The following is a 14,825-nucleotide window of genomic DNA, read 5'->3' as shown; positions in this document are numbered from 1 at the left end:
ATGAATGGCTAAAATCGGTATCTATGGAAGCTCCTTTGATCCCGTGACAAATGTTCATTTATGGACGGCAAGCACGGTAGCACACCGCTGCAAGCTGGACCGTGTTATTTTTCTTCCCTGCTCGAGCAAAAGAAAAGATAAGCGGCTGAATACGACAGATGAACACCGTATTTCCATGCTCAAGCTCGCTCTCAGGAACAATTCCAAATTTTCACTTGATGACTATGAAATGAAGCAGGAAAGCTGGAACGTCTACACCTATCATACGATGCAGCATTTTCATACGGTTTTTCCGGATGATGAACTGTCGTTTATTATGGGAGCAGATCTGCTTGAAGACATTGCGGGAGGGAAATGGAAGTATTCCGATGAACTAATTGCCAATAATAAGTTTATCGTCATGGCCCGAAATGGTATAGATATGTTAAAGACAATTTCCCGCTCTCCCTTTTTGCGCAACTATGATGATGGAACCCGCTTCCATTTGATTGATAAGGGTTTAGCTATGGAAATCAGCAGCACCTATATAAGGGATGAGCTTGCAAAAGGCGGAGAACCGCGTTACCTGCTGCCTGATGCCTGTTATGACTATATAAAAGAGCATGGTCTTTATCAGTCTTAATTTCCAGAAGGAGGACGTAATAGTGAGCTTGCAGAAACAAATCATGAAAGCATTAAACGTGCAGCCTGATCTTGATCCGGCAAAGGAAATCAGGAAACGGGTCGATTTTTTAAAAGAGTATATTAAGGCCACGAAAGCAAAGGGCTACGTACTTGGCATCAGTCTTGGCCAGGATTCAACTTTAGCCGGAAAACTGAATCAGATGGCTGTAGAAGAGCTGCGCGAAGAAGGCTATGAAGCAACATTTCTCGCCGTTCGGCTTCCCTACAACGTTCAGCATGATGAAAAAGATGCGGAGCTTGTATTCGATTTCATCAAACCGGATAAGGTTGTCAGTTTTAATATTTCACAGGCCGTTGACGGATTTACAAGTACATATAATGAATCCGATGAAGAAAAGCTTGCCGATTATCATAAAGGAAATGTCAAAGCACGGATTCGGATGACCGCTCAATATGCATTCGGAGGTCAGCACGGTTTACTTGTAACCGGTACGGATCATGCTGCAGAGGCAGTTACCGGCTTCTTCACAAAATATGGAGATGGCGGTGCCGATGTTCTCCCGCTGACAGGGCTGACAAAAAGGCAGGGTAAAGCTCTTCTAAGAGAACTAGGCTGCCCGGAAAGCCTCTATATGAAAGCTCCTACCGCGGACTTGCTTGATGATAAACCTCAGCAGTCTGATGAGACGGAGCTCGGAATTACGTATGATGAACTGGATGACTATCTGGAAGGCAAGGAAGTGTCAAAAGTAACGGCTGAAAAAATTGAAAATCGCTATTCCGTCACTGAGCATAAGAGGCAGCTGCCTGCGACAATGTTTGACGGCTGGTGGAAAGAATAATAAAAACAGACCGGGGCGACCTGGTCTGTTTTTTTTGAAGGGGGCATATGAATTGAGCTCATAATAGCATCTAAGATATAGCCCCATCAATATGTGGAATATGGTAAATATATGGCATCGTTAAAAAGGGAGGTGCTTGAATTGAAAAAAATTTTAATTGCTTTTCTGAGTTTTGCAGGAGCAGCTGCACTGTTTACAGCAATCGGCCAACTATATAGGATCCCATGGCTAAGCTTTGAGTTTAGTTTAATTATTAATGAGAATGGACTTTCCCTTTCCGCTGGCTCCTTTATGCCTTTGCTGATCGGGCTGGCAGCAAGTTTTCTGGCAGAAAAACTTTATGAATTCAGGATTTCACATTCTGTGTCCCGTATAACAAAATAATGTATCCAGTAAAGGAAATAACAACTAGATTATTCTTTCACCGCATCCACTATAAGGGAAGCAAATTGCAGCTGCTCTCCCTGGTTCCTCGGATCGTATTTTTTTGAACGGAAAATTATGCCCTTTTCTCCATCCCAATCCGTAACATGGGGGGTGCCTGTTTCGTCAAAGTACTCAAGCAGTTTGACCATAAATCCGGCTTTCTCAAACATCTTCGCCAGAGTGTTATAATAGTAGACGATTTGATGAGAGGCGCAAATGTGATCTGCCGGTCCAGGCCCCCCGATTTGCACAAGTCTCTGATAGCTTTCATCCGGAAACAAACCATCTGGAACGGCACACCGGATGTAGCCGTTTTTTTTTCAGGAATCGCCTGCACAGCTTTGCTGCTTCAACCCCTTCTTCAAAGGTTAAATGCTCCCAAACATGCTCTGCGAGGATTGCGGTGACAGAATCAGGCTCAAACCATTTTTCCCACTGATGGGGGTTGAAGGCTGAGCTCTTCTTCCTGTGTATGCAGCCAGCCGGGATTATTATTGTAGGGACCTGCCCCGATAACAACCCGGATCTCAGTTGGAACCAACATTTCACACTCTCCATTTTTTTCCTCTACGCAGACTCGCTGACCGCAATGGCTGGTTTCTTTTTCCTTGTGGAAAGATACACGCCGGCTAAAATGACTAAAAGTCCCCAAATAGCATGAGAGCTAATTGTCTCGTGTAAGAGGAAAGCTCCCCAAAGCAAGGCGGTAACCGGAATCAGGAAGGTCACAGAAACCGCAACCTCCGGACCGCCTTCTTTCGTGATGTAATAAAAAAGAAGCTGGGCAATGCCTGATCCAAAACAGCCGAGGCCGATCACGGCAAGAATAACCTGACCATTTGCGAGCCCGGAGAGTTCCATTGGCTGAGAGAATAGCAGGCCAACCAGACCTACGAGCGCTCCAACAAGTAAAGAAACAGACGTGGTAAACAGCACCCCGCTGTTCCCCAGATACTTTCTTGTAAGCTGGGCTGAGGTTCCATAGCATAACGTTGCAATCAGCATGGTGCCGACGCCCGTAAAGTTTTCCTGTGCAAGCTTCAAAACGTCAAAGTCTATGAAAATCAGGATACCGATCAGTCCCATAAACAGTCCGATCCACTGTCTTATGGCTAGAACAGCCGAAAAAAAGAGCAGGCCGATCAATCCGGTCCACAACGGAGCAGTAGCGTTCAGGATCGATGCGGAGCTGCTTGATATGACCGTTTCACTAAGGGCGATTAAGCCCCATGGCACCCCGGTATTTAAAACCCCGACTATGAGGAGCGGAACCCACGGAATGCTACGCGGAATCGTATTTCTTTTTGCCAGCAAAATCGGCAGCAGGAGGACAGCACCTGCTGCACATCTTAAAAAAACCGTCCCCCACATGCCGGCCGGTCCAACCAGCATTTTTATAAAAACAAAGGAAAGCCCCCATATAAGGCTGAGGCCTCCAAGAGCAGTGTATATCCGAATCATTGCGGCACCTTCTGTCTGTAATAGGATGGCGGAGCCCCGGTGACCCGCTGAAAAACTCTTGAAAAATGTGAAGGGGTTTTAAATCCGGTCATGCGGGAGATGTCCATGATCGAATAAGAACCTTCTTTAATAAGAGGCATAGCTGCATTGATCCGGGTTTCCAGTACATAGCGGGAGGGGGATTTTCCCTCCAGTTCCTCGAATATCTTCCGGAAATAATAAGGGCTGATATACAGCATGGAAGATAAAGCTTTTAGAGTCAGATCCTCATTATACCTTTCATGAATGAGCTCTTTAGCCTGGTTTATCAGCTGCAGTTTCGGTCCCCAGTCTTTTTTCGCGCCAGGCCTGCACCTTTTGCATGCACGGAAATTGAGATGAATGAAATAACTTGAAGAGGGGTGGGTTAGAACATTTTCTTTTAGTGGAGTTTTAGACCGGCATGACGGTCTGCAATAAATTTTTGTTGTCCGTACCCCGTAGAAGAACAGTCCGTCATAGGAGGGGGTCACATGTCACGATGGCTTTCCATTCTTTCTCCTGCATACATCAACCCCCTTTGAAACAGATTCTACCATATTAGTCGAAGCAAAACTGCTGTTTAAAATGGAATGGCAAAAATAGATAAGCATGTTTGCTGAGAGAAGGATGTTACTATGAAAGGCTCCAAACAGGTTTTCCATCATTCACAGGATCCTGATCCCAGACATATAGTAACGTAAACTCGCAGGATAGAAACGGAGGTTTGGAGAATGCCGGTATCCGTCGTATTTAATCAAATTAATGTCGTAAGCATGGCGGCAAATTCTATTATATCTTCTGGGCAGAACAGCCAGCCTGATTGGAACGCCCAAGGGAAGTTCAATTCAGGTAACGGAAATTACGTAAACTCATGTGCAATTGGCTGTACGAATATCATTAATGACCAGGATCTTTTCGATATGGCGATTTCCCAGCCTGAAAATATAAATCCGCAGCCCGTGTCCCAAATCTAAGCATGAAAACCTTAACGATCCATTTTAACAGCATCAATATTTCAGCGCTGTCCGCCAACTCAGGAGTATTTACCGGCACCAACTCGCAATATGATTGGACCGTCAGCATGAAGAGCAATGCCGGATTCGGAAAAATCATCGGAGAAAACAATGTATCCATAAACAATGTGAATATTGTGCAGGATGACGATGTGATGGATTCAGATTTTACCCAGAACGAGGAATCGAATAATCAGCCTGTTCATCAGAGTTAAGGCAAAAGCCATCCGATCTGGATGGCTTTCCTTCATGTGTCTGACAATCTTCGTAATGCAGGCAGTTTGAGGGTATACTTTTGCATCATAATCTATATAAATGACTAATAAGGAAAAGATTTCTTCCGGGACAAGCTAAAAAGAGGAGTTTGCAAATGCCTAAAATTCATTTCAAATCCATAAGCGTTAAGCTTATTCAGAACAGCTCAGGAGTATTTTACGGAGAAAATATTCAATACAAATGGAGGAATAAATCAAAGTCCTATGAAGGATTTGGAAGAATAAGCGGAAGCTCAAACAAAATTTCAAATAACCTGACAATAGGCGGTACACAGGAAAAAAAGGAGACTTCTTAAACAATTAGGTTGAAGGTCCGGAATTTTTCCATAACCATGTACTGATCCTTTTTAACATGCGATTTTTCAATAGGGCTGTTAAGGACAAGGTGTGTATTACTCGATAGTTCGTTATGATTCCCTGAAACCGTACCGAATCCTGAACAATGGCTCTCCAAAGAGGTGTTCCAATGTATTTGCCGGTTTCTCCCAATAAAAATGCCTGCATTATTGGCTATTTCCTGTACGTCGAGGTTGTGAAAGAGGATTTCAGGGAAATGAATGTTTTTTCTCATAATTTCTCCCGTCATGTTAAATGTAAGCCCAGCCGGCCCATTCAATTATATGCGGATGAGCGGCAGGATGTGCTAAAGGCTGAAACTGCATGAAAATGGATGAACAGGCCTATATAAAAAGGATCCGGCAGCTGGAAAGCAGAGTGGAAGCATTAGAGCAATCAATCGAAAATAATCAAAGCCGTGTACACCAATCCTTTCATATTGAACACATTGAGACGATGAATATTCAGGAGCTTGCATATCATCTGGGAAAAGTCGATGTTAAGCAGCTGAGCGGGACCATGAATATCGGCACCACCTTTCCGCCTGCTAAAACCAGACACCAGGCAAAGGCTGGGCGGAATCCCCCTGATGAGATTTCTATTCAAATAAACGGCAAGCAGCTTCCATATAAAATACGTCACAATCATCAAGAGTCTCCGGAGCCTGAGATGCCGCTCTCTGCCACATTCAGCATCGGCGATATTCAAATCGGGGCCGTAGAAGATGCATCCGCCGTAAACTTCGGAAATAATTTTCCAACCGGTTTTAAAAGCCTTAAAAAGCATAACCAGGGATTTGGAACCATTCTCGGAGATGGTAATGACATTCATGATATTTTTTCCCATCAGGAGGAAAGCGGATCAACCGAAGTCTTCAGCGAGAACCCGGATGAGCCGCAGCCGGAATGGCTGAATTGGCTAAAAAATGAACAAAAAAACGAGGAAAACGAAGAAGATGAAACAGGGGAACCGGAATAATAAAAAGTGCTGTTTGTCACAGGGACATTGTTTACATGCCAGACCGCGGCCTATATAGGTACAGGAGCCGGAGCATTGAGCCGGCTGTGGACTGCGGGACTGGCATATAAGTAGGGGGCAAGTAAAAAATGAAGCAATTACAGCACTTAGTACAGCGCGAATATGCATGACGACAATGGGGTGATTTTCCGCACTTAGGAGGGCGCGAATATGCTCGAACTTTGCCGAAAAGTCTTTATATGAAAAGTACGGACAATAAAAGTATAAGTACGGACAATAAAATCAGAATACGGACAATAAATCGGAAGTACGGACAATAAAACCAGAATACGGACAATAAATCAGAAGTATGGACAATAAAACCAGAATAAGGAACATATATGAATATGCAGGACAACACTGGGGTGAATTTCCGCACTTAGGATTGCGCGAATATGCTCGAATTATGCCGAAAAGTCTTTATATGAAAAGTACGGACAATAAAACCAGAATAAGGAACATATATAAATATGCACGACAACACTGGGATGAATATCCGCACTTAGGACAGCGCGAATATGCTCGAACTTTGCCGAAAAGTCTTTATATGAAAAGTACGGACAATAAAAGTATAAGTACGGACAATAAAATTAAAGTACGGACAATAAAATCAGAATACGGACAATAAATCAGAAGTACGGACAATAAAACCCGGCCACGGACAAAATCGTCAAATCTACATGGGATTTATAAGGGTGTCCCAGCGATCTGATTGACTTTCCGCCCGAAATCTTCGTTGTTCACCGCCAGAAACAGCTAAAAAAGGAATGTAAACAGACCGAACCGAGACCCTCAAGTCCCAAACACCCTGCTGAATGGGTCTGAACGGTCGTAATATCCTGAATAGCTTCAAAAAAAGATGTGAGAAAGGCGTCACCGCGAATAGCGATCAAAGACACCCGTTAAAGTCTCACATCTTGAACATAATGCATTTTTTTCGTTATGCATAACTCTATTGGTGCCGAGCAGTATTGACATGCCCATCCGGCCCGCTTAGGTTCATTGGAATCAATTACAAATCATCAAACCCATTATCCACATTGTTTACTTTTGTATACTGTCTTGATTTCTGCTCAAAGAAATCAGATTTGCCGAGGTCGACGTCTTCGTATGCTTTAATCCACTTGAGCGGGTTCGTCCGGTAGCCTTCAAAAGGCCGGTCATAGCCGAGCTGGTTGGAACGGACGTTGGCGTAGAATTTAATGTAGTCTTCAACATCCTTCATGCTGATGCCCTCGATTTTGCTGCCGATAATTTCCCGGCCCCACTCTATTTCAAGCTCGGCAGCTTCCACTATTGTGCTTTCCACGAACACTTTCAGCTCAGGAGTATTATACTCCGGGTATTGAACAAGGACCTCTCTGAAAATTTTCACAAACAAATCGACGTGAATTTGCTCATCCCGGTTGATGTAATTGATCATCGTGCTTGTGGCGACCATTTTCTGATTGCGCGCAAGGTTGTAAAAGAACGCGAAGCCGGAGTAGAAGAACAGCCCCTCAAGGATGACGTCGTATACAAGTGATTTCAGCAGGTTTTCTACATTTGCATTTTCTGCAAAGGCTTTATAGCCGTTTGTGACAAAGTCATTTCGTTTTCTTAAAATTTCCTCACTGCGCCAATACTCGAACACTTCATCCTGCTTGCTTTTCGGTACAATGCTCGATAGCACGTATGAGTAGGAATGATTGTGAATGACCTCCTGCTGGGCAAGCATGATCATGAGTGCATTGATGCTCGAATCGGTAATATAGTCCGCTACTTTTCCGGCATAATCGGTTTGGATGCTATCGAGAAGGGCGAGGAGCCCGATGATTTTTAAAAAGGCATCCTTTTCGTGCTCCTCGAGATCCTTAAACTGCTTTACATCCTGGGACATATTGATTTCGAACGGTGTCCAGAAGTTGGAGAGCATTTTTTTATATTTGGCATACGCCCATGGATAAGCTACATCATCCCAGTTTAATATGTTAGAGCTTCGGCCGTTGATCAGTGCCGTGGAACGGTTCGGCGCTTCAGGATCCATAATGGTCCGCTGAGATAGTGCGATGTCTGTCATCTGTTTCTCCTCCTAGCTCGCGCAGGAATCGCAGTCTTCGATGAGACTGGAAGTGGACCGGACGTAATACGTCGTTTTCAGCCCGGCCTTCCAAGCGCTCATATGAAGATCAAGCAGTTCCTTTGCTTTGATTGTGTTCAGAACGTAAAAATTAAACGAGATCGATTGGTCGATATGGCGCTGTCTCGCCGCATTTTGCTCTATGCTCCAATGCTGATCCGTGAAATAAGCGGATTTATAATACCAGGTCGTTTCAGGACTCAAATCAGGGGCTGTTACAGGAATCTTATAGTCTTTCTTTTCTTCCGAATAGACCTTCTGGAAAATTGGATCGATGCTTGCCGTGCTGCCCGCAATAATGGATGTGGACGCGTTCGGTGCGACGGCCATCAAATAGCCGTTCCGCATGCCGTTTTCAGCGATTTGCTGCTGAAGCTCCTGCCATTGGTCTGATCGGTAGCCGCGGGCGTCAAAATACGTGCCGGTTTCCCAGCCGGATCCTTCAAAGGCTGGATAAGAGCCTTTTTCCTTTGCCAGCTCCGAGCTCGCCTGAATGGTTAAAAAGGAGATTTTTTCATAGAGCTTATCAGCGTACTGCACCGCTTCCCCGCTTTCCCACTTAATGCCTTCAAGGGCAAGAAGGTGATGCCAGCCGAAGGTTCCAAGGCCGATGGCACGGTATTTGGAATTTGTAAGCTTTGCCTGCAGAACCGGAATGTCATTTAGATCAATTACGTTATCAAGCATCCTGACCTGAATCGGGATGAGGCGTTCGAGCACATCCTCTCTCACGGCTTTAGCCAGGCTGATGGAGGAAAGATTGCAGACAACGAAATCGCCTGGTGTTTTTACGGTGATGATTTTTCCATCCTCGGTATATTGTTCGTCCATCGTCGTGGCACTTTGGTTTTGGGTGATTTCTGTACAAAGATTGGTGCAGTATACCATTCCGGCGTGTGCGTTCGCGTTCATCCGGTTCACTTCGTCCCGGTAGAACATAAACGGTGTTCCGGATTCCAGCTGGCTGATCATGATCCGCTTCATAATATCGATTGCAGGAACTTTCTCTTTGGCCAGGTCAGGGTGTCGGACGCACTCCCAATACTTTTCCCGGAAGCTGCCGCTGCCTTTTTTCTCGTCAAAGTAATCTTCAAGACTGTAGCCAAGTGTTTTTCTCACTTCATGAGGATCGAACAAATACCAGTCGCCGCGCTCTTCTACCTGTTCCATAAATAAATCGGGAAGACAGACACCTGTGAACAAATCATGGGTTCGGAGGCGTTCGTCCCCATTGTTCAGTTTTGAATCGAGAAAAGAAAAGATGTCTTTGTGCCAAACATCCAGGTAGACCGCAATCGCGCCTTTTCTTTGGCCGAGCTGATCTACGCTGACCGCTGTATTGTTGAGCTGCTTCATCCAAGGGAGCACACCTGAGGAAACCCCCTTGAATCCGCGTATATCACTGCCCCGGCTGCGGATCTTGCCAAGATAGACACCAATTCCGCCCCCGCTTTTCGAAAGGTTTGCAATATCGGTGTTGCTGTCGAAAATCCCCTGCAGGCTGTCATCAATCGTATCAATAAAGCAGCTGGACAGCTGTCCCACAGATTTTCCGGCGTTTGAAAGAGTAGGGGTGGCAACGGTCATATAAAGATTGCTGAGCGCCCAGTACGCTTCTTTCACAAGATGGATTCTGTGCTCAGCGGGCTCGTTTGCCATCAATGTCATCGCAATCACCATGAACCGTTCCTGAGGGAGCTCCATTACGTTTTTGCTGTAGTCACGGGCAATGTAGCGGTCAGCAAGTGTCCTGAGACCAATATAGGTGAAAATCAGATCGCGTTCCGGATCAATCTCTTCACCAAGCTCACAGATTTCCTTTGCTGAGTATGCATCGGGAATCAAGTCGCCATAAATGCCGATGCTGTGAAGTGTATCGATCAGCTCGAGAAAAGATCCATATCGAACAGTGGAGTCATAACCGCGGTTTCTTGCTGCCTCTGTATAGAGCTGGTCCAAATACAGGCGGGAGCAAAAGTAAGTCCAGTCCGGCTCAGATTCTGATATGTTGGACAGGCCCTCAAGGATACAGAGGTTTTTGACCTGCTTCTCTGTATATGTATCTCTTGTTGAAATGGAATGAATGATTCTCTCTATATAGGAGTTTAAATCAAGTTCAGGGAAGCCTTCCCCTGTTTTTTTGATCCATTTTGTAAATTCTTGCTCGTCAAACGGCCTTTTTAAGCCTTGTTCATTTGTTATCATCGTTACGGTTTCAGTAGTCATAGCCATCCTCCTCCAAGGAAAAATAAAAATCCGCTCTTGGCAATTGAGCGGATCAAACGATAGAATAAAAGAGGATTCTTTTACTTCCACCGTTTCATCTTCCCAATCCCCGGGAAAAGCGAAACATATACAGCATCGGCAGGTCTCCTGACTTGTGCTTTCTCCTACTTTGAGCCCTTCCCGTACGATATCGTACAGTGGTTTGCCCATTTCGTCACACTTACAGTTGCGGGGACAGTTCCGGAATTTTACCGGATTCCCTTTTAAGCTTATTAGCACCGTTTGCTGCGGAATATAATCAATATATAGTGGCTTTTATTTTCGTAAACTTCTATATGTTGTGTTTGGGTATAGATACATATTATAGGACAAGAATATGAATTACAACTGATAACCCTCAAAAATATTCTTTTTTATTTGCCGGGATAGTCTTGACAAGGGCCAGTCAGGCCATATGTAATGATAAGTACAAATCCTATACATTCCGAGGTGCTCTATGAAAATTTTAATGAATGATGAACTGATTGATAGAGAGCAGGCGAAAGTAGATATTGAAGACAGAGGCTATCAATTCGGTGACGGGGTGTATGAAGTCATCCGCGTTTACAATGGAGAAGTTTTTACAATCGATGAGCATTTGGAGAGGTTAAAAAGAAGCGCGGGGGAGCTCAAAATCTCACTGCCTTATGAGTTAGAGACGCTTAAAAATCGAATCAGGGAATTGGTCTCGGTCAATCAGGTGCGGGATGGCGGCATCTATATGCAAGTGACGAGAGGTGTCAGTGCAAGGAATCATCTTTTTCCAGGATCTGATGTTTCAGCCCAGCTGGCCGCTTATCCAATTCCATCCAAACGTCCGGCGGAGCTGCAGAAATCAGGCGTTGAAGTGATGACAGCGGAAGATATCCGCTGGAAACGCTGTGATATTAAAAGCCTGAATCTTCTGGGGAATGTCATGGCTAAACAGGCAGCGGCGGACGCAGGGAAGTATGAGACCATTTTTGTAAGGGATGGTGTTGTCACAGAAGGCAGCTCCACCAATTTTTATGCCGTCAAGGATGGAACGGTCTATACCCACCCTGCAAACCATTTCATACTGAATGGCATCACGCGGCTGAAAATTATGGAAGCATGCCAAAATGCAGGTGTGGATACAGTGGAAAAAGAAATCATGGCATCTGAGCTTGGGCAATATGACGAAGTGTTTATCTCCTCGACAACCATTGAGGTGATGCCTGTGGTCAAAATTGATGACAGGTCATACAGCGAAGGCAGGCCCGGCCCGATTACGTTACTAATTCAAAAAGCGTTCCGGGAGCTTTTGCCGGACTAAAACAGGGACAGCGTTTTATAATGTCCTGAAGTCTGATGTCAAAAAAGCTGCATTGATAGGAAACATCCTCATTTACAACCCGCAGTTGCTCGCTGTAAGAGTGATATCCGGGTTGTTTTTCTATTCCTCGATTTTTTCAATGCAGCTTCCCGGGGAATCTCCCGGCTTCCGCTTCAATCAGGTTATCCGGAGAAAGCACTCAAAGAAGCATTCCATAAGTGATAAAGGTACAATGGAACTATCAGAAATTTGACGAAAGGTGCCTACAATTCCTATGAAGAGTGTAAAAATAATGGCGGTTATTTCTCTTGCAGCAGGACTATTATGGATGGGAAGTTTAGCGTTTACGATTAATAGCCAGTTTTTTCAAAATAGAGAAGCTCCTCCTCCCGCTGTCTCTAAGAAGGCTGAGCTCGAAAACCCTCAGAAGAAGGATGAGGAATACAACATAGTCGGCTTGGGTGATTCCCTCACTAGAGGAATAGGGGATGAAAGCGGGAAAGGCTATGCCGGTTATGCAATAGGCCAGCTGCGGGACAGGACAGAGCAGAAGCTGCAGCTCACAAACCTCTCCATCAGCGGCCAGACCTCCGTTCAGCTTGAAAAGCAGCTGAATCAGCCGGAAATTCAGCGTCAGCTCAGCAAGGCGGATGCCGTCATTATGACAATCGGAGGAAACGATTTATTCGCAGGCGGACAGGTGATGGAGGATTTATCGGATGAATCCATCAAAAATACGAGAGCAGCTTTTCTAGAAAGGCTCGGAAGTATTTTTCAGCAAATCCGCTCGGTAAACCCCCAAGCAGCCGTTTACTATATCGGCCTTTACAATCCGTTCAATGATCTTTCAAACAGCAAGACAACTTCCGGTATCGTCCGGGAATGGAATTTTTACACAGCAGAAGAAGCAGCCAAGTATAAAAAGACCATTGTGGTCCCCACCTTCGATTTGTTTGAACAAAATGTGAATGACTATTTGTACAGCGATAAATTTCACCCGAACAGTGAGGGCTATCAGCTAATAGGGGAGCGCCTGGCTTCGCTCATCCTATTCAGCGGGGGAGGGGAGGAGCAATGATGAAGGATGTAACGCTGTCTGTGAGCGGTCTGAAAAAAAGGATCAAAAAAAAGGAGATTATTAAAGGTCTCGATTTTGAGCTGCAAAAAGGAGAGGTATTTGGTTTTCTGGGACCGAACGGCGCAGGCAAAACCACAACGATCCGCATGCTTGTCGGTTTGATAAAGCCCACTTCCGGCAGGATCTCCATTTGCGGGTATGATCTGGAAAAGCATTTCACAAAGGCAATCCGCAATATCGGCTGCATTGTGGAGAACCCAGAGCTCTATTCTTACTTAAGCGGACGGGAGAATCTTGATTATTTTCGCCGCATGCTTCCAGGTGTGTCAAAACAGAGAATCGGGGAAGTCGTTCGCCTCGTGAGACTTGAACACCGTATAGATGACCGGGTCAGTACATATTCGCTTGGAATGAAACAGAGGCTTGGAATTGCTCAGGCGCTGCTCAGCAGTCCAAAGGTGCTGATTCTCGATGAACCGACTAATGGTCTGGATCCGATGGGGATTCGGGAAATGCGGGAATTTATCCGCTACCTTGCAGAGAAGGAAGGCTTGACGGTTCTTGTTTCCTCCCATCTGCTCAGTGAGATCCAATTAATGTGCGACCGGGTTGCCATTATGTCGAAAGGAACCATCCTGCGCATTGATGCCGTGTCTTCTTTGCTGACTGAAAAGGAAAGGGTGATATGGAATGTGGACCCTCAAGAGAGAGCCAAGAAAATTCTGGAGCAAGAAACCGCCATCCTTTCAGAGAATATCCATGGACTTATTACAGCAAACGATGAAAACCGGATTGATCAGTGGAATGAAAAGCTTGTTCATGAAGGAGTTAGGGTGAAGGGGATTGAAGTGAAGCTTCCGACACTTGAGGATCTCTTTATCGAATTGACGGAAGGTGAAACCATTGATTAATCTTATTTACAATGAAATGATCAAGATTGTCCGGAAAAAGCGGCTGTTTATTATAATGGGAATAATCGCTGTACTGGCAGGCCTTTTTACATATGCTCAGGTCAAGCAGCATGAAGAAGCCGTAAAAGAAGCAGGGACAGAGGATTGGCGGACACAGGTGCAGCAGGAGATCATCAACACGCAGAACAGGCTGAGTTCGGGGGGGATTTCGGGAGAGTGGAAGGAATTCCTCCAAATTCGCGTTAATCAGCAGCAATACTACCTGGATCGCGATATTAACCCTAATGCACCTGGAGCCCCAACTTTTATGAAAACTTTTGCAGAGAACTCCATTGATCTGCTTTTGCCCCTGATGGTAATGGTCATCGCAAGCGATATCGTTTCATCAGAGCATACAAATGGAACCATTAAGCTGCTATTGACGAGGCCGATTAAACGATGGAAAATCCTATTAAGTAAATATGTGACGCTGCTCCTGGCCATTTCCTTTATTGTTCTCTCCGTTGGGGTGATTACGTATCTCGTTTCAGGGATTGCATTAGGCTATAGCGGCTGGGACGTGCCTGTGTTAACGGGATTTGCGGTTGAAGGAAGCGAGCTGAATACTAGCAATGTCCAAATGATGAGCCTTTGGCAGTATATTCTGATGGATTTCGGCCTGTTATGGTTTGTAGCAGCCGTCGTCGGTACGCTAACCTTTGCTCTTTCCGCTTTAATGAAAAGTACGGCATCGGTCATGGGTGTGATGCTCGCTTCTCTGATTGCAGGAGCAATCCTGGCCAATATGGTTGCATCCTGGGACTCAGCTAAGTATTTGTTTATGGTAAACCTGAAGCTTACGGATTACATTAGCGGCATGGCTCCGCCGATAGAAGGGATGACGCTGGGTTTTTCAATGGCTGTGCTTTCGGTTTGGGCTATAGCAGGCCTATTGGTTTCCTTCTTTCTGTTTACTGGAAAAGATGTTTACTGATGGGGAAACGGCGGTGTTCTGGCTGCCTATCATTTTTCAGGAGCAGCTTTCACCAGCCTTGTATTTTCGATCTCTCCATAACAAAAAACCTCTGTTAACTTGGCTGGTGATCAGCTGGCAGGCGTTTGCTTTTCCAATGGGGGGCGGTAAGCCTCTTCCTGCTGCTCACA

Annotated in this window: 16 protein-coding genes, 1 pseudogene and 1 riboswitch; of the genes and pseudogenes, 11 read left to right on the top strand and 6 right to left on the bottom strand. The window is 45.2% G+C overall.

Going from position 1 to position 14,825, the window contains the following annotated elements:
* Positions 1-4 precede the first annotated feature (4 nt).
* From nadD to ACQCVE_RS13490, 3 genes are all read left to right on the top strand, one after another.
* Positions 5-622 carry a nicotinate (nicotinamide) nucleotide adenylyltransferase gene (gene nadD, locus ACQCVE_RS13500; protein ID WP_426846135.1) on the top strand — a complete coding sequence of 206 codons (618 nt, stop codon included), beginning with the start codon at positions 5-7 and terminating at the stop codon, positions 620-622.
* Between the two features lie 22 nt (positions 623-644).
* Positions 645-1,466, top strand: coding sequence for an ammonia-dependent NAD(+) synthetase (nadE, locus tag ACQCVE_RS13495; RefSeq protein ID WP_426846133.1), 822 nt, complete (start codon positions 645-647; stop codon positions 1,464-1,466).
* Between the two features lie 141 nt (positions 1,467-1,607).
* On the top strand, positions 1,608-1,850 hold the full coding sequence (locus tag ACQCVE_RS13490; RefSeq protein ID WP_426846131.1) for a hypothetical protein: 243 nt from the start codon (positions 1,608-1,610) through the stop codon (positions 1,848-1,850).
* A 29-nt stretch (positions 1,851-1,879) separates the two neighbouring features.
* Here the strand turns inward: ACQCVE_RS13490 and ACQCVE_RS13485 are convergent.
* The 3 genes and pseudogenes from ACQCVE_RS13485 to ACQCVE_RS13475 form a co-directional block, all read right to left on the bottom strand.
* A pseudogene (locus ACQCVE_RS13485) lies at positions 1,880-2,436 on the bottom strand (class I SAM-dependent methyltransferase).
* A 23-nt stretch (positions 2,437-2,459) separates the two neighbouring features.
* Entirely contained in the window at positions 2,460-3,353 is an 894-nt protein-coding gene (locus tag ACQCVE_RS13480; protein WP_426863115.1) for a DMT family transporter, read from the bottom strand.
* Complete coding sequence (locus ACQCVE_RS13475; protein ID WP_426863114.1) at positions 3,350-3,865, bottom strand: Ada metal-binding domain-containing protein; 516 nt, start codon at positions 3,863-3,865, stop codon at positions 3,350-3,352. The genes ACQCVE_RS13480 and ACQCVE_RS13475 overlap by 4 nt, the downstream gene beginning before the upstream one ends.
* A 240-nt stretch (positions 3,866-4,105) precedes the next feature.
* Between ACQCVE_RS13475 and ACQCVE_RS13470 the strand changes: the two genes are divergently transcribed.
* From ACQCVE_RS13470 to ACQCVE_RS13460, 3 genes are all read left to right on the top strand, one after another.
* The gene (locus ACQCVE_RS13470; protein WP_035405661.1) at positions 4,106-4,348 is read left to right on the top strand and encodes a hypothetical protein; all 243 of its coding nucleotides are present in this window, start codon (positions 4,106-4,108) and stop codon (positions 4,346-4,348) included.
* 2 nt (positions 4,349-4,350) lie between these two features.
* Positions 4,351-4,602, top strand: a complete 252-nt coding sequence (locus ACQCVE_RS13465; RefSeq protein WP_426846125.1) for a hypothetical protein — start codon at positions 4,351-4,353, stop codon at positions 4,600-4,602.
* A gap of 155 nt (positions 4,603-4,757) precedes the next feature.
* Positions 4,758-4,958: a hypothetical protein gene (locus tag ACQCVE_RS13460; RefSeq protein ID WP_426846123.1), complete on the top strand. Its 201-nt coding sequence runs from the start codon at positions 4,758-4,760 to the stop codon at positions 4,956-4,958.
* Here ACQCVE_RS13460 and ACQCVE_RS13455 read toward each other — a convergent pair.
* The gene (locus ACQCVE_RS13455; protein ID WP_426863113.1) at positions 4,955-5,233 is read right to left on the bottom strand and encodes a hypothetical protein; all 279 of its coding nucleotides are present in this window, start codon (positions 5,231-5,233) and stop codon (positions 4,955-4,957) included. The two genes, ACQCVE_RS13460 and ACQCVE_RS13455, sit on opposite strands and share 4 nt — an antisense overlap.
* An 89-nt stretch (positions 5,234-5,322) precedes the next feature.
* Here ACQCVE_RS13455 and ACQCVE_RS13450 point away from each other — a divergent pair, with 89 nt between their 5' ends.
* Positions 5,323-5,976: a hypothetical protein gene (locus ACQCVE_RS13450; protein ID WP_426846119.1), complete on the top strand. Its 654-nt coding sequence runs from the start codon at positions 5,323-5,325 to the stop codon at positions 5,974-5,976.
* A 1,051-nt stretch (positions 5,977-7,027) separates the two neighbouring features.
* On the opposite strand, the gene ACQCVE_RS13445 is transcribed toward ACQCVE_RS13450, so the two are convergent.
* Together ACQCVE_RS13445 and ACQCVE_RS13440 are read right to left on the bottom strand one after the other, a co-directional pair.
* The gene (locus ACQCVE_RS13445) at positions 7,028-8,074 is read right to left on the bottom strand and encodes a ribonucleotide-diphosphate reductase subunit beta (protein ID WP_426846117.1); all 1,047 of its coding nucleotides are present in this window, start codon (positions 8,072-8,074) and stop codon (positions 7,028-7,030) included.
* Positions 8,075-8,086: 12 nt separating this feature from the next.
* Positions 8,087-10,360 carry a ribonucleoside-diphosphate reductase subunit alpha gene (locus tag ACQCVE_RS13440; RefSeq protein WP_426863112.1) on the bottom strand — a complete coding sequence of 758 codons (2,274 nt, stop codon included), beginning with the start codon at positions 10,358-10,360 and terminating at the stop codon, positions 8,087-8,089.
* Positions 10,361-10,481: 121 nt separating this feature from the next.
* Positions 10,482-10,658: riboswitch (cobalamin riboswitch) on the bottom strand.
* Positions 10,659-10,856: 198 nt separating this feature from the next.
* On the opposite strand from ACQCVE_RS13440, the gene dat reads away from it, so the two are divergent.
* The 4 genes from dat to ACQCVE_RS13420 all read left to right on the top strand — a co-directional run bounded on the left by dat (position 10,857) and on the right by ACQCVE_RS13420 (position 14,655).
* A complete protein-coding gene (gene dat, locus ACQCVE_RS13435) occupies positions 10,857-11,693 on the top strand; it encodes a D-amino-acid transaminase (RefSeq protein WP_426863111.1) in 837 nt (278 codons plus the stop codon).
* A 274-nt stretch (positions 11,694-11,967) separates the two neighbouring features.
* On the top strand, positions 11,968-12,771 hold the full coding sequence (locus ACQCVE_RS13430; protein ID WP_426846111.1) for an SGNH/GDSL hydrolase family protein: 804 nt from the start codon (positions 11,968-11,970) through the stop codon (positions 12,769-12,771).
* Positions 12,768-13,682, top strand: coding sequence for an ABC transporter ATP-binding protein (locus ACQCVE_RS13425; RefSeq protein ID WP_426846109.1), 915 nt, complete (start codon positions 12,768-12,770; stop codon positions 13,680-13,682). The genes ACQCVE_RS13430 and ACQCVE_RS13425 overlap by 4 nt, the downstream gene beginning before the upstream one ends.
* Positions 13,675-14,655 (top strand): ABC transporter permease, encoded by a 981-nt coding sequence (locus tag ACQCVE_RS13420; protein WP_426863110.1) that lies wholly within the window; start codon positions 13,675-13,677, stop codon positions 14,653-14,655. Before ACQCVE_RS13425 ends, ACQCVE_RS13420 begins: the two co-directional genes overlap by 8 nt.
* Positions 14,656-14,825: the final 170 nt, after the last annotated feature.

The organism is Metabacillus sp. 113a (genome assembly GCF_050107635.1).
Classification (GTDB): domain Bacteria; phylum Bacillota; class Bacilli; order Bacillales; family Bacillaceae; genus Metabacillus_B.
Note: the sequence above shows the minus strand (reverse complement) of the source record. Positions and strands in the feature narration are given on the sequence as shown.